The organism is Pontiella sulfatireligans (genome assembly GCF_900890705.1).
Lineage (GTDB): Bacteria > Verrucomicrobiota > Kiritimatiellia > Kiritimatiellales > Pontiellaceae > Pontiella > Pontiella sulfatireligans.
Genome location: NZ_CAAHFH010000002.1, coordinates 953,414 through 966,777, shown reverse-complemented (window position 1 = coordinate 966,777; position 13,364 = coordinate 953,414). Strand labels below are relative to the sequence as shown.

At 56.7% G+C, this 13,364-nt stretch carries 13 protein-coding genes; 5 read left to right on the top strand and 8 right to left on the bottom strand.

Annotated elements, in window-relative coordinates; translation table 11 throughout:
• Positions 1-559: 559 nt before the first annotated feature.
• On the top strand, positions 560-1,114 hold the full coding sequence (gene msrA, locus SCARR_RS17030) for a peptide-methionine (S)-S-oxide reductase MsrA (protein ID WP_222846348.1): 555 nt from the start codon (positions 560-562) through the stop codon (positions 1,112-1,114).
• Between the two features lie 89 nt (positions 1,115-1,203).
• Here msrA and SCARR_RS17025 read toward each other — a convergent pair whose 3' ends face one another.
• From SCARR_RS17025 to SCARR_RS17015, 3 genes are all read right to left on the bottom strand, one after another.
• Complete coding sequence (locus SCARR_RS17025) at positions 1,204-1,419, bottom strand: immunity 17 family protein (protein ID WP_222846347.1); 216 nt, start codon at positions 1,417-1,419, stop codon at positions 1,204-1,206.
• A 248-nt stretch (positions 1,420-1,667) separates the two neighbouring features.
• Positions 1,668-2,099, bottom strand: coding sequence for a DUF3465 domain-containing protein (locus tag SCARR_RS17020; RefSeq protein WP_136062867.1), 432 nt, complete (start codon positions 2,097-2,099; stop codon positions 1,668-1,670).
• A gap of 12 nt (positions 2,100-2,111) precedes the next feature.
• Entirely contained in the window at positions 2,112-3,182 is a 1,071-nt protein-coding gene (locus SCARR_RS17015) for a PrsW family intramembrane metalloprotease (RefSeq protein ID WP_168433386.1), read from the bottom strand.
• Positions 3,183-3,308: 126 nt separating this feature from the next.
• On the opposite strand from SCARR_RS17015, the gene SCARR_RS17010 reads away from it, so the two are divergent.
• The 3 genes from SCARR_RS17010 (at position 3,309) to purH (ending at position 6,246) form a co-directional block, all read left to right on the top strand.
• A complete protein-coding gene (locus tag SCARR_RS17010) occupies positions 3,309-3,836 on the top strand; it encodes a hypothetical protein (RefSeq protein WP_136062865.1) in 528 nt (175 codons plus the stop codon).
• Between the two features lies 1 nt (position 3,837).
• Positions 3,838-4,479: a PAQR family membrane homeostasis protein TrhA gene (trhA, locus tag SCARR_RS17005; protein ID WP_136062864.1), complete on the top strand. Its 642-nt coding sequence runs from the start codon at positions 3,838-3,840 to the stop codon at positions 4,477-4,479.
• 150 nt (positions 4,480-4,629) lie between these two features.
• The gene (purH, locus tag SCARR_RS17000; RefSeq protein WP_136062863.1) at positions 4,630-6,246 is read left to right on the top strand and encodes a bifunctional phosphoribosylaminoimidazolecarboxamide formyltransferase/IMP cyclohydrolase; all 1,617 of its coding nucleotides are present in this window, start codon (positions 4,630-4,632) and stop codon (positions 6,244-6,246) included.
• 74 nt (positions 6,247-6,320) lie between these two features.
• Here purH and SCARR_RS16995 read toward each other — a convergent pair whose 3' ends face one another.
• Together SCARR_RS16995 and SCARR_RS16990 are read right to left on the bottom strand one after the other, a co-directional pair.
• Positions 6,321-7,607 carry a cation:proton antiporter gene (locus SCARR_RS16995; RefSeq protein WP_136062862.1) on the bottom strand — a complete coding sequence of 429 codons (1,287 nt, stop codon included), beginning with the start codon at positions 7,605-7,607 and terminating at the stop codon, positions 6,321-6,323.
• 50 nt (positions 7,608-7,657) lie between these two features.
• Positions 7,658-8,470 carry a PTS sugar transporter subunit IIA gene (locus SCARR_RS16990; protein WP_168433385.1) on the bottom strand — a complete coding sequence of 271 codons (813 nt, stop codon included), beginning with the start codon at positions 8,468-8,470 and terminating at the stop codon, positions 7,658-7,660.
• A 154-nt stretch (positions 8,471-8,624) separates the two neighbouring features.
• On the opposite strand from SCARR_RS16990, the gene SCARR_RS16985 reads away from it, so the two are divergent.
• Positions 8,625-9,548 carry a hypothetical protein gene (locus SCARR_RS16985; RefSeq protein WP_136062860.1) on the top strand — a complete coding sequence of 308 codons (924 nt, stop codon included), beginning with the start codon at positions 8,625-8,627 and terminating at the stop codon, positions 9,546-9,548.
• A gap of 15 nt (positions 9,549-9,563) precedes the next feature.
• Here SCARR_RS16985 and SCARR_RS16980 read toward each other — a convergent pair whose 3' ends face one another.
• The 3 genes from SCARR_RS16980 to tilS all read right to left on the bottom strand — a co-directional run bounded on the left by SCARR_RS16980 (position 9,564) and on the right by tilS (position 13,335).
• Positions 9,564-9,929: a hypothetical protein gene (locus tag SCARR_RS16980; protein ID WP_136062859.1), complete on the bottom strand. Its 366-nt coding sequence runs from the start codon at positions 9,927-9,929 to the stop codon at positions 9,564-9,566.
• A 40-nt stretch (positions 9,930-9,969) separates the two neighbouring features.
• Complete coding sequence (gene ftsH, locus SCARR_RS16975; RefSeq protein WP_246044484.1) at positions 9,970-11,952, bottom strand: ATP-dependent zinc metalloprotease FtsH; 1,983 nt, start codon at positions 11,950-11,952, stop codon at positions 9,970-9,972.
• 78 nt (positions 11,953-12,030) lie between these two features.
• Positions 12,031-13,335: a tRNA lysidine(34) synthetase TilS gene (tilS, locus tag SCARR_RS16970; protein ID WP_136062858.1), complete on the bottom strand. Its 1,305-nt coding sequence runs from the start codon at positions 13,333-13,335 to the stop codon at positions 12,031-12,033.
• Positions 13,336-13,364: the final 29 nt, after the last annotated feature.

Genomic DNA, 13,364 nt, shown 5'->3' with positions numbered 1-13,364 from the left:
TGTGGGCTATTATACGCGCTACCGCGTCAAAGAGTGGGATAAAGGCGGAAAGCTTGATCTGTTAAAGAACGAATTGCTCATTTATGCCGAGGTGAAAAACCATGAGCTGTGCTACTACATGGAGCATAAGCACTATTTCGAGCATTCGCTTAAAAACATGGCGCCGGAAACACCGATTCAATTGCGCTACGTCCGCAGCTTTCCCAAAATCTGGAAGAGATGCCTCTACGACCTGCGGGTTGGAGGCACTACGGTCATCCGCTACTCGGCCCGGCCACATGATCGAAAAGCAGCGCGAAATCTGGAAGTTTACCGGCATCATGGCCGGCGTCTTCGTCGGGCTGGCCGTACTCGGCCTCATCAACAAGCCTCGCTCCAAATAAGCCTATGCGCTTGGTTTTCCTCTCTTTCCCGATTGAACGAAAGTTCCCCCAGGCAATCTAAGGGTTTGTTTGGTTGGCCACGAAGAGGCGCAAAAGTCACAAAGACGGAAAGCGTGATTGTTTTTGTGCAACTTGCGCCTCTTTGTGGCGATAAACTCGATTTTTTGGAGATAATGATGAAGAGAACATTATTTATACTGGCAATGGTGGCCACGGTGTCTGTGGCTGGAGCTGAAAAGAAGGAGACCAAGATGGATAAGGCGGTATTTGCTGCGGGATGTTTCTGGGGCGTCGAAGCGGTTTTTCAAGAGTTGGACGGCGTCATCGACACGACGGTGGGATATACGGGCGGCAAAACGGAAAACCCGACCTACAAAGAGATTTGCTATAAAGAAACGGGCCACGCCGAGGCCATCGAAATTGTCTATGACCCCGCCAAGATTGCCTACGAAGAGCTGCTCGCCTATTTTTGGCGTCTGCACGATCCGACCACCATGAACCGCCAGGGCCCCGACGTTGGAACGCAATACCGCTCCGCCGTTTTCTACTATTCGCCCGAACAAAAAGCGACTGCTGAAAAGATAAAGGCCGATTCCCAGAAAAAGTGGAAGAAGCCCATCGTCACCGAAATCACCGAAGGCGGTGTCTTTTATCCCGCCGAAACCTACCACCAGGACTACTTCAAAAACCGCGGCGTCCACCACACCGGCTGCCACTATCTGAGGGATTGAGGGTTTGGGTGGGTTGGAACGTCCTGAATGGCGGCTTTTGCGCGTAGCCGGAAATGCCATCCATTCAGTGGTTCCTCATCCCATCATCTTCACTGCGGCGCATCGATGACGCCGACTGTTCCAAGAAGGCCTGCCACCAAAATGAGCAGGCCCAATATGCCGTAGAATATACGGGCTCCATCCCGGCTGAAGACCTTAACAATGAGTCGGGCCTTTTTGTCGTTCATGAACCAGTCCCAATTGCAAATGCCTCCTGCCATCGCGAAAGCTCCGACCGCGATCAGTATCCATCCCATAGGGTTCATGCTTGTGCTCCTTTCTGACGAACGATTAGGACTGCAGTCCAGTATCACTACGTGTCCGCCTATCTCGTAAATTTATATGATAGGCAGAAAAATATCTGAGTTGGAAGTGCATAATTTCCTGTGCGGCTAGCCGCGCTTAAGTCAGTGCCATTAGCTCTACGAGCCAAAGGCTCTTGTGGTTTCGGGCCCGCAGATCACGCAGATGGGCGCAGATCATTTGGTAATTAGAGGGCTTAGCGGCCGTTCAGCTACTGATATTTTTTCCCTGCTTTTTGCAGCCATCCGGCTTCATGACGTCCGTTGGGGTCTCGATGTGTCCAATGCACAACGCCTCCTTTTGAGTTCCATTCGTACATCCCGTTGAACGATATCGTATCGCCGACTTTCAGGGATTCGATTCTTGGGGCGACATCAATGTTATGAGCGATGAGTATCGTCCGATTGGATGATAATTTAAGGATAAACCGCTGATGCCTGCTTCCGGTGTTATCGTCAGAAAGAATTCGCGATACTGTGCCCACGCCCGAGAACGGACTGCCGCTTTTGGGGTTATTTGATTCGGCAGATGTTAAATTGCCATCATTGGCGACATGGGTTGCTCGAGGCGGATCAACGTTGAGTTGATTCAACCCAAAATAAGCGATGCCGATCAGGATAAGTAGGGCTAATATTCGTTTCATATTCTTGGCGGTCTACCGCTCGCACTTAAACGGGAACCACCACTTTTTCTCGGTCTGTTCGATGTGGCGGCGGGTCATGGTTTCGAGGACGCTGTTGAATTCGTCGAGCTGGAAACAGGCGATGCGTTTCTTTTTATCGATGCGGTTGCCGGCTTCGAGCACGCAGAGGTGTTTGCGGTGTTTGGAAAGCCGCTTGATGTGTTTGTGCAGACTGCCGAAAAGCGACCCGTATTGGTGGACCATTTGGCAGAGCGAGGCTTTGGTGCAGAGATAGGCGCCGCAGTCCTCGCATTTTTGAACGCGGATGCGTCCATGGGTGTAGGTGGGCTTGGGTGCGCGGTTGCCGCAGTCGAGGCATTCGAAGCCTTCTTCGATTTCGGGCCTGGGGGCGGTGTGGATGAATTCGGCGAGCGACTGGCGGAAGGGCGACTGCGCGGCGGTGTAGCCGAGCAGGCGGTGCATCCAGCGGTAGGCGCTGGTGAGGATCAGGTAGACGCCCGGCAGGAGGAACCAGTAGCTCACGAAAATGTTGTAGAGCGAGTGGTAGACGCCGGCGAAGATATACGCGCAGAGCAGAATGCCCCAGCCGCCTTTGCAGCGCATCGCCCAGAAAAAGGCGAGCCCCATGAACATGCTGAAGGCCATATGCATCGGCGTGCAGATGATCAGGCGAATGACGACGAGCAGGGAGGTGGCCGGGGTGGCGACCGCATAGAAATAGTTTTCAATCAGGGAAAAACCGAGTGCCACGCAGGCAATGTAGATCGGGCCGTCGGTCGGTTCGTTCAATTCATTGCGGATGAACATCCAGCTCAGGAAGAGCGCGGACAGCTTGGCGAGCTCTTCGATGAAGCCGACGTAGAAATAGGAAAAGGGAACACCGGCTCGAATGCTGATGCCGGCTTCCTGCAGTACGCGGTAAAGGAACAACGAGAGGACAATCGACAGCAGGCCTCCCCAGACAGTCACAGCCAGCATTTTCCCGAAGGGCTCCTGTTCATGGACGTCGTATTGCCGCAGGCGACGAATGATCAAGAGTCCGAAGAGGAACGAAATAACGACCAGTATGGTTTTAAACGGCATAATTTTTCCTGATTGCAAGCTATAAACAGCATGCACAGATTCTGTAAGAAAATCCCACATAAAGGCGTCGTTTTTTTATAACGACTTTGCCTGCACTTCCGAGTATGAATCGAACCGGTGAATTAAATGAAGGGCATCAGCCAGAAACCAAAGAATGTTGCAGTGAAGCGGTTCCCTGAAAGCGGGAGCTTTCCAAACAATGGAAAACTGCCGTTGGTGGTTTTTCAGCAGGCGCTCAAGCTGCCGGCGGGTGGTGGACCGGATCAGATTGATGCATTGGTGAAAGCCAACCGCTGGGGCGGCACGTGGCGCTGGGGGCTTTACACCTACCACCACTACCATAGCACGGCGCATGAATGCCTGTGCATTTTCCGAGGTTCCGTCCGCGTTCAATTTGGTGGTCCCAAGGGAACGATCCTCGAAGCAGCTGCGGGCGACGTGGTGATTCTTCCGGCAGGACTGGCGCACAAGAACGTGGGTTGTTCTTCCGACTTCCAGACGCTGGGCTGCTGCCCGGCGGGGCAGGCGCCCGATATGCAATACGGCAAACCCGGCGAACGGCCGGCTACCGATCAGGTCATTGCGCATGTCCCGCTTCCGTTGCTCGATCCCATTTTCGGGCAAGGCGGCCCGTTGGCCGAGGCTTGGAGCTAAAATGCCCGCGCATAATCCACATGGTTCCCCGGAGGAACGGGCAAATGTGATAACGCACGGCATCGGCGTTTTTCTCGGCATTGCCGTGCTGGCGCTGCTCGTTTTTTTTTCCAGCCTTCGGAAAGGGGTGTGGGAAATCGTCAGCTGCTCCATCTACGGCGTCACCTTCATTGTGCTGTACCTCGGTTCGACGCTCTACCATTCTGCGCGCCGTCCGCAGGTTCGCCGGGTGCTGAAGATTATCGACCATTCAGCGATCTACCTGCTCATTGCCGGAACCTACACGCCCTATGCGCTTGCTCCATTGCGCGGCGCTCTTGGCTGGAGCATCTTTGGCGCCATCTGGGGCTGTGCGCTGTTCGGAATTCTCTTCAAAGCATTCTTCACCGGGCGGTTCAAGGCCGTTTCCTTGGCCGGCTACCTTTTCATGGGCTGGTTCTGCATCATTGCGGTCCGGCCTCTCTATCGCGAGCTAGGCACGGCAGGGTTTGTTTTTCTTTGCGCTGGCGGGCTTTGCTACTCCATCGGTGCCGTGTTTTATGGATGGAAGACGCTGAAATGGTCGCACGCCGTCTGGCATTTGTTCGTGCTTGCCGGCAGCCTCTGCCACTTTTTCAGCATCCTCTTTGGCGTTGCACTCTGAACTCTAGGGTAACACCTAGCACCCACGATCGTGGTAATTAGATGTTACCCCTCTGCGGGAAAGTTGCCAACCTGATGAAAAAATCCGTGCATTCGTGGTGGGGTGCAGGTAAAAACAGCTTTTCGATTTCAACCCGAAGGGACGAGGACTATGGACGTAAAAATTGAACGCGCGCTTTTGAGCGTATCCGACAAGGCGGGAATCATTGATTTTGCCCGCAATCTGCACGAAATGGACGTGGAGCTGCTCTCCACCGGCGGCACCGCCAAGGCCATCCGCGAAGCGGGCATCCCGGTTAAGGATGTTTCCGAGTTCACCGGATTCCCGGAAATGCTCGACGGCCGTGTGAAGACCCTGACCCCGCAGGTGCATGCCGGCATTCTCTATGTGCGCGACAACGAAGAGCATTTGAAAACCATGATGGATCACGGTCTCGGCCAGATCGATCTGGTTTGCGTGAATCTTTATCCGTTCGAAGAAACCATCGCCAAAGAGGACGTCTCGCTGGCCGAAGCGATCGAGCAGATCGACATTGGCGGACCGACGATGATCCGCTCTGCGGCCAAGAACATGAAGTTCGTCACGGTCGTGACTGATCCGTCGGACTATGCACAGGTCATCGGCGAAATGAAGGCCAACGCCGGCGCGACCACGGAGCCCTTCCGCTTTGTGCTCGGTCAGAAGGTCTATGCCCGCGCCGCCGAATACAACGCGGCCATCGCCACCTATCTCGCCGGCCAAGTGGCCGACCAGAAGCTGGCCAAGCCGTTCGTCAAGGCTTACACCGACGGTTCCGAGTTGCGTTACGGCGAAAACTCCCACCAGAAGGCGTGGCTCTACAAGGACGCTGACTCCCGCGAAGCCACCATTGCTCTGACCGAAGTGCTGCACGGCAAGGAAATGAGCTATAACAACTATGTCGACGGCGACGGCGCACTAGAAGCCGTGAAAGATCTTTCCGGCCGCCCCGGCGTTTCCGTCATCAAGCACACCAACCCGTGTGGCTACGCCACCGGTGAAACGCTGGCGGAAGCCTTCGAAGCCGCTTGGTCGGGCGATCCGATTTCTGCCTTTGGTTCCGTTATTGCCGTTACTGAAATGGTTGACCTCGCAACGGCGCAATGTCTCGATGGCCGCTTTATCGAAGCGATCATTGCTCCCGGCTATGCCGAGGAGGCGCTTGACCACCTGATGAAGAAAAAGAACCTGCGTATCCTGAAGCTCAAGAAGCCGATGGGCAAGGCGTTGCCGCAGCGCATGGTCAAACAGATCAACGGCGGCCTGCTGGTGCAGGACGTTGACACCGAGATTCTCGAAAAGTGGGAAGTGCCCACCAAGGTGGCCTTTGACGAAACAAAGAAGGAGCTCGCGTTTTTCGGGATTGCCGCGGTCAAGCACACCAAGTCGAACGCCATTGTGCTGGTGCAGGAATACAAAGCCGGCCAGTTTCGCGTGCTCGGTATGGGCGCCGGCCAGCCCAACCGCGTGGACGCGCTCAAGAAGCTTTCCGTTTCCAAAGCCGTTGACAACCTTAAGACCGAGAATCCCGACATCACGGATGAGGAAATCCAGAAGGTCATCGGCGAATGCGTATTCGTTTCCGAGGCCTTCTTCCCGTTTGCCGACAGCATCGACGCCGCCAGCGAAATGGGCGCGAAGTTTATCGTCCAGCCCGGCGGATCGATTCGCGATGAAGAGGTTATTGCCGCGTGCGATAAATGCGGCATTGCCATGGCGCTCACTAACATGCGCCACTTTAAGCATTAGAATGTAGATGCGGTATCGAGCCGCATTGAATGTGTTTACGATAAAGCCCGCTCTCAGAGCGGGCTTTGTTGTTTTCAGCGGGTGGCTTTGCCCAGTTCGCCGGCTTTGCCGAGGGCGTATTTGGTGAGGATGGGGCCGATGATTTCGAAGATGATGCAGGTGGCGGTGATGGTGGTGATCACCTTGGTGCCGATGGCCTCGCCGTGCGAGATGCCGTCGGTCACGGTGCCGAGCCCCGAAAACTCGGCATCGACGATCAGCGCCAGACCAATGGCCACGCCGGCTTGGGAAAGGATGCCGAGGCCGATATATTTCTTAATCTTTTCTTCCACATGCCCGAACGTTGCGCCGAGGCGCGCCCCGCCGATCAGTCCGCCGGAACGGCCGAGGATGTAGACGACGCCGATGATTCCAAGGCTGGGCAGCGCGGCCAGTTGCAGGTGTGCGCCGGCCAGACAGAAAAAGAGCACGAAAGTAAGCGGCATGATTTCGAGCATTGGCGCGGTGACCTTATGTACGAGGGATGCGCGGCGGGTGTTGATCAGGAAGAAGCCGATCACCATGTTGGTGAGGATCAGCGATAGGTGCCACATCATCGAAAGGCCGGTGCCGAGAGTGACGATGCCGAAAACGATGATGAGCATGTCGCGGGAGTTTTTGATGAAGCGCACGAGCTGCGCGAGCACAAAGCCAAGCACTGTGCCGACGACGATGCTGAGCAGGATTTCAATGGTCGGGGCTTTGAGCATCTGGAAAAAGCCTTCGGAAACATGGCCGGGCGCTTCGGCCAGCAGCAGGCTTTTGGATACGGCGGCGGCAAAGCCGAAGATGATGATGGCGAGGCCGTCGTCGAAGCCGACCACGGCGTAGAGCGCTTGCGTGAGGCTGCCTTGGGCCTTGTATTCCTGGATGACGGCCACGGTGCCGGCCGGTGCGCTGGCGGGGGCCATGGAGCCGAAGATGAGCGCCATCGGCCAGTCGCGCGTGACGGCGTAGATGAGGCCGGTCACCACAAAGAAGGCGGCGAACGATTCGGCGAAGATGATCCAGACGATGCCGTTGCCGAGCCGTTTGAGCGATTTCATGCTGAGCTCGGAGCCGATGCTGAAAGCGACGAACCCGAGCGCCATCTGTGTCATGAACGCCAGGCTATCGCGTACGGATTCGGTGAAGAGTTCCATCCCGAAATGCTTGAACGACGGCCCGAAGAGCGCGCCGACGAGCATGTAGCCGATGAGCGACGGCAGCGAGGTTTTCTTGATCAGCTTGCCTGCATAGAAGCAGACGATCAGCATGGCTCCGACGAGCGTGAAGAGCAGCGGCAACTGGCTGGCGACATGTTCGATTCCGGGCTCAGTCATGGTCGGAATCCTTCAAAATTCGGTGTTCCCTGTTCGGCATTCTAGATTCCTTAGATATTGAGGCTGCCGGCGCAGTAGAACAGTTCTTGGACCGTCAGCAGCATGTCGTCGCGTTCGTCCAGCGAACCCACTTTCTGCTCGATGCGGCGGATGGTTTCATTCGTATCCTGTTTGTCGACCGTGGCGAGAATCACCTTGCAGAATTCGGCTTGCTTGTCGCTCCAGAAGCCGGCGAAAAGCGGCATTTTCTGGATGTAGTTGGCGGCGGGCTCGGCTTCGGTGACCATCACAGTTGAAGCGTTGAAGCTGGCAAAGATTTTGATGACATCGTGGAACAGGTCTTCGTCTTGGATTTGGACGCGGAACAGGTTTTTGGTGTCGTGCTGCTTGCTGTCGGCTTCGTCGCGGATGTGGCGGAGGAAGTTTTCGGCCAGCACCTCGGCTGTCGGGGCCATGAGCATTTCGCCTACGTGCTGCGGCACGTTGAGCACCTGCGAGATGGCGGAAAGAATCTTGATGTGTTCGTTGGAGCCGCTTGACGGCGCAATGATGAAGACGAACAGCTTGACCGGCTTGCCGTCCATGGCGTTGAACTCGGCACCGCTGGGAACTGAGAGGATGCCGACGACGAAGTCCTTAACGTTGCCGAGGCGGCAGTGGGGGATGGCGATGCCTCCGCCAAAACCGGTGGTGCTGAGTTCTTCGCGGTCGATCAATCCTTTAAGGATGGCGGGCTCGTCCATGTTTTTCAGCACCGGCGACTGTTTGGCGAGCCGCGCAATGGCGGCAAGCACGTCGTCGCGGTTGGCGCAGTCGGCTTGGGCTTGAACGCATTCAGGGTGCATTGCATTGAGTAAATTCATGGGTGTTTCCTTCTTTTCTTGCTCCGGGGATATTTTGTGTACCTTTCCTAGGGATTTAGCACAAGCATCGACTCCACAAACCTTTTGCCGGCCACTGGACATTTGCCCTTCGCTGAGGTTGACGCAGCCGATTCATTGGACGTAGCTTGTAGAGATGAACCGAGCTTTTCAGATTCTACTGATTGTCGCGCTGCTGGCGCCGTTGGCCTCCGTTTCCCGCGAGGAGACGATGGAGGATCGTAAGCGCCGCATTACCCGCAAATATATGCGCGAGCGCGGTAACGTTGTGCAAAGCGATCTGCTTGTTCCGGTGGAAGAGCTTCCCGAAGACGTGCAGGTGGCCGATTCCGAACGGTTCAAGGTGCCCGAGGTGGGTTTTGAGCGCCAGGAACCGGGCGCCCGTCCGATGCCTCCGCCGCAAGCGCGCCGGCCGGTCCCCGCTTCGGCGGACCGCAATTGGCTGCTGGCTGAAGATCCTCTGGCGACCGAGCCCTATGCGGATCCATACGGCAAGGCCGAGGCGGAAAAGAAAAGCGAACCCGCGATCGACTGGAGCACCTGGGGACGTCCCGAAGAAAAGGAGCCCGGCATCGGTTCCCGCCCCGCCTACAGCCGCTCGGTTGAAAATCCGTATACCAAACGCGAGCAGGACCAGATTAACTTTCAGGAGCGCTCAAGCTTTATGGATCCGCGCGATCCGCGAGCGTCGGGGCTCCAGTCCAAGGGCCTGCTTGGGAATACGGTGCAACCGGGGGGGGGGCACGGCGTTTTTGGTGCCCAACAGGACAAGGATGCCGCTTCGCAGAACACGAGCGGCTTGCTGAAGGTTCCGTACTCGACCTCAAGAGACCGCTACGACTACAACGCTCAAGAGAAACAGCGCCGGGCAGGTGGCGCTCCGTATAAGAATCCCTATGAATCCCAGCGCCCACGCCATGAAACACAATCTGGGGTGCGCCAGAAGCCCGTTCAGGAATACAAGCGGGTGGATCCTTTTCAGCAGTGGAAGGATAAAAACAAGACGTGGGATCCTATGAAGGACGACGCCTATATCGACGAGATGATGCAGACGCGCTAAGGTCTCCGGTCTCTTCTACTCTTGCGATGGGTCGGGAAGCTCTTCTTTGTAGTTTACAACCTTGCCGTCTACGAGAATCACGACGTAGCGGTAATCCTTAAAACGGCGCTCCATGTCTTCGCGCATAATTTCGCGCTCCGCACTGAATTCAATGCCTCCGGGGTTGGAAAAGGGGAGGGTTAAATCCTCTCGAAACGAATAATGCAGATATTCCGCGCCGTTTTTTGTCTCGGTCGAGTCGGGGGTTCCCAAGAGCTGCACCACCTGAACCTTGTCCATGCCCTCGTGAACATCGCTAAGAAGCCAAGGCCGGAACGTGGTGGCGCAACCGGCCAGTAGAGACAGCACCGTTACAGTAGCAAGAAGTTTTATTGATTTCATGCCCAAGAGCATAAAACCAAAAAACAGAAAAGTAAACCCGCTAAGTCGGGTTTGTCTCTTCGCCCTCCGCCTCTTCTTCAACGGCCTCGGGAACCGTGGTTTCCGGGGCCGGTTCAGCGACCGCTTCGGTCTCGGGCTTTTCGGGAAGCTTTCCGGTCTTCATAATCGAATCCACTTCCTCGAAGTCGAGCACTTCGCGCTCGATGAGCAATTCGGAAAGCGTAATCAGCAGATTCTTGTTGTCAGTCAGAATCTTCATCGAAGTATCAAAGGCTTCTGTCAGGATGCGTTGCACTTCCTGGTCGATCTGTTGCGAGGTTTGCTCGCTGAAGGTTTTCGATCCACTGATGCCCTGTCCGAGAAAGACCGGCTGGCTATGGCTGCCGAGGTTCTGCGGGCCGAGCAGCTTGCTCATGCCGTATTCGCAGACCATGGCACGGGCAACCATGGTGGCGCGCTCGATGTCGTTGTGCGCGCCGGTGGTCACGTCGCCGAAAATCAGCTCTTCGGCGGCGCGGCCACCCATCAGAGAGACAAGGTCGGCTTCCAGCCGCTTCTGCGACTGCGTGTAGCGGTCTTTTTCCGGCAGCGACATCGTTGCGCCGAGTGCGCGGCCGCGCGGAATGATGGTTACCTTGTGAATCGGTTCGCATTCCGGGGTGTGGTACATCGCGACGGCGTGGCCGGCTTCGTGGTAGGCGGTCAGCTTCTTTTCTTCGGCGTCGAGCACATGGCTGCGGCGTTCGCGGCCCCACATTACCTTGTCGCGCGCTTCTTCCATGTCTTCCTGCTCCACAAAGTCGGCACCGCGGCGCGAGGCCAGCAGGGCCGCCTCGTTCACGAGGTTGGCCAAGTCGGCGCCCGAAAAGCCGGGCGTGCCGCGCGCGCTGCGCTTCAGTTCAACCTTGTCGGAGAGGCGCACGTTGCGGGAGTGGATTTTTAAAATCTGTTCGCGACCTTCCAACGTTGGAAGATCGACTTCCACTTGGCGGTCGAAACGGCCGGGGCGCAGCAGGGCGGGGTCGAGCACGTCGGGCCGGTTTGTCGCCGCCACGATGATGATGCCTTCCTGCGTGTCGAAGCCGTCCATTTCCACCAGCAGGGCGTTGAGGGTTTGCTCGCGTTCGTCGTGCCCGCCGCCGATGCCGCTGAAGCGGCTGCGGCCCACGGCATCGATTTCGTCGATGAAGATGATGCACGGGGCGTTCTTTTTGCCCTGTTCAAACATGTCGCGTACGCGCGATGCGCCGATGCCGACGAACATTTCAACAAAGTCGGAGCCGCTGATGGTGAAGAAGGGCACGTCGGCTTCGCCGGCGACGGCCTTGGCCAGCAGCGTTTTGCCGGTGCCGGGGGCGCCGGAGAGCAGCACGCCTTTGGGCATTTTGCCTCCGAGATTCTGGAACCGCTTCGGATCCTTGAGGAATTCAACGACTTCGTTGAGCTCTTCCTTTGCTTCGTCAACGCCGGCCACCTCGTTGAAGGTGATCTTATTCTTGTCCTGCGTCAGCAGCTTGGCGCGGCTCTTCCCGAAGCTCATGGCGCCGCGTCCGGCATTCTTCATCTGCCGAATAAAGATGAAATAGATGACGCCGAAGATCAGAATGAAGGGAACAATGTTGGCGATCACCGACCACATCATGGTTTTGGGGCGCTTCTTCTTAATGTGTACGGCGTGGTCCTCCATTAGGGTGATGAGGTTTTCGGTAAGAATGATCTCCGCCCGGAACTGGGTGGTGCCGGCGGCGTTGAGGTCTTTCGACTCGCCCGTAATGAACTCGTTGCCGGCGCCGTCGTGGGAAATGACCACTTTCGAAATGCGGTCGTTCTTCACCATGTTGACAAAGTCGGAATAGTCGATTTCGTTGGTGGGCTGCGACGAACCGGAAAAGAGGTGCAGCACGGTCAGGAAGACCGCCACCATTAGGAACGAAATCGCGAGGCCGCGCATCGGCATCGGCGGCGGCCCCTTCTTTTCGGGTTTGTCTGTCTTGGAATCTTTGGGTTTTTTATTCTCTGCCATGATTGCTTCTTCCGTTAAAAGTGCGAAAAACTACCATCGCCCAGAGGCGATTGCAACGATTAGAACATACTCTTGGAGTCAAATAACGCCGTTTTGTTCAATGCGGACATGGACGGATTTTCCGTTGGCGCCTTCGACTTTCCACCCGCGCGCCGTGCGGTAGCCGGGGATCCAGATGATTTCACCTCGGCATACCACGACCGGGATGCTCTCGCGTTGCGCGCGCGGAATCTTCTGGTCGGTCAGGATGTCCTGCAGCTTCCGTGTGCCTTCCATGCCCAGCGGCGCCATGCGGTCGCCCGGTTGCCAGTTCCGCACTTCAATGGGGGAGCCGCCGATTTTACCGGCATTGAACGACGCCTCGGCCGGCAGTTCGCCCGCACCCTTTCCGTGGTCCGGGCGCCAACCCGTTCCCTTTTCGGTGCTCAGCGTCCATTGAGCTGGTTGGGGCTGAGAGCAACCTTCCTCAAATCTGGGTTTGCCGTATTCAACCACCACGCGCTGGCGGTTGTTGAGCTCGAACACCGTTGTGCCTTCGCCGGAATCGATCAGCGCTAGGATTTTTTCGACGGCATCAAAGCCGGCTTCCGCCGCGCCGTTCTCGAAAAGCCATTGCCGTAATTGCCGGCGCCGGGCGGCGAGGGATTGCGATTGATCCTGCATGGCTTCCATCCAATCATTCTCTTCGCGCAGAATATTCATTGTCCGCAGGATGGTTTCGCGGATGTTTGGGTTCAGTTCTTTTTCCAGCAGGGGAAGAATCGTATGGCGCACGCGGTTGCGCAGGAATGCCTCGTCGGAATTGCTGGCATCTTCTTTCCACTTGAATTGGTTGCTTTCCAGCCATTGGAGAATTTCAGCGCGCGGGATGTTGAGCATCGGACGGATCAGTCGGACTGGTCCGATGCGCTGGGAGAACGGCATGCCGCCAAGTCCTTCGGTTCCCGCGCCGCGCGCGAGCTTTAAAATAAAGGTTTCAGCCTGGTCGTCGGCGTGGTGGGCGAGGGCGATGACCGCGTTGTCGAATTCGGCAAAGAATTCGTGGCGCGCCTGCCGCGCCGCCATCTCGATGGAAAGGCCTGTTTCTTCCGCCAGCTTGCGCACGTCGACCGACTTCACCTCTGCCGGGAAGCCGAGCTCCCGAACAAACCGCTCGTCGGCGGCGGACGCCGCGCCGCGCAGCTGATGGTTCAGGTGCGCAATCGTAAAGGGAATTTCCAGCTGGTGGAGTGCATGCGCCAGCGCGACCGAATCCGCCCCGCCCGAAACGCCGACGACTAGATTCATGCCGTCGGGAATCAGCCCGTGGCGCCCTATCGCTGCGCGGATGGTTTCAGGAAGCGTATTGAGCGTATTGCGTACTGCGTATTGCGTATTGCCCATGCGTCGCACCGTTTTTGCGATTTCTGCGT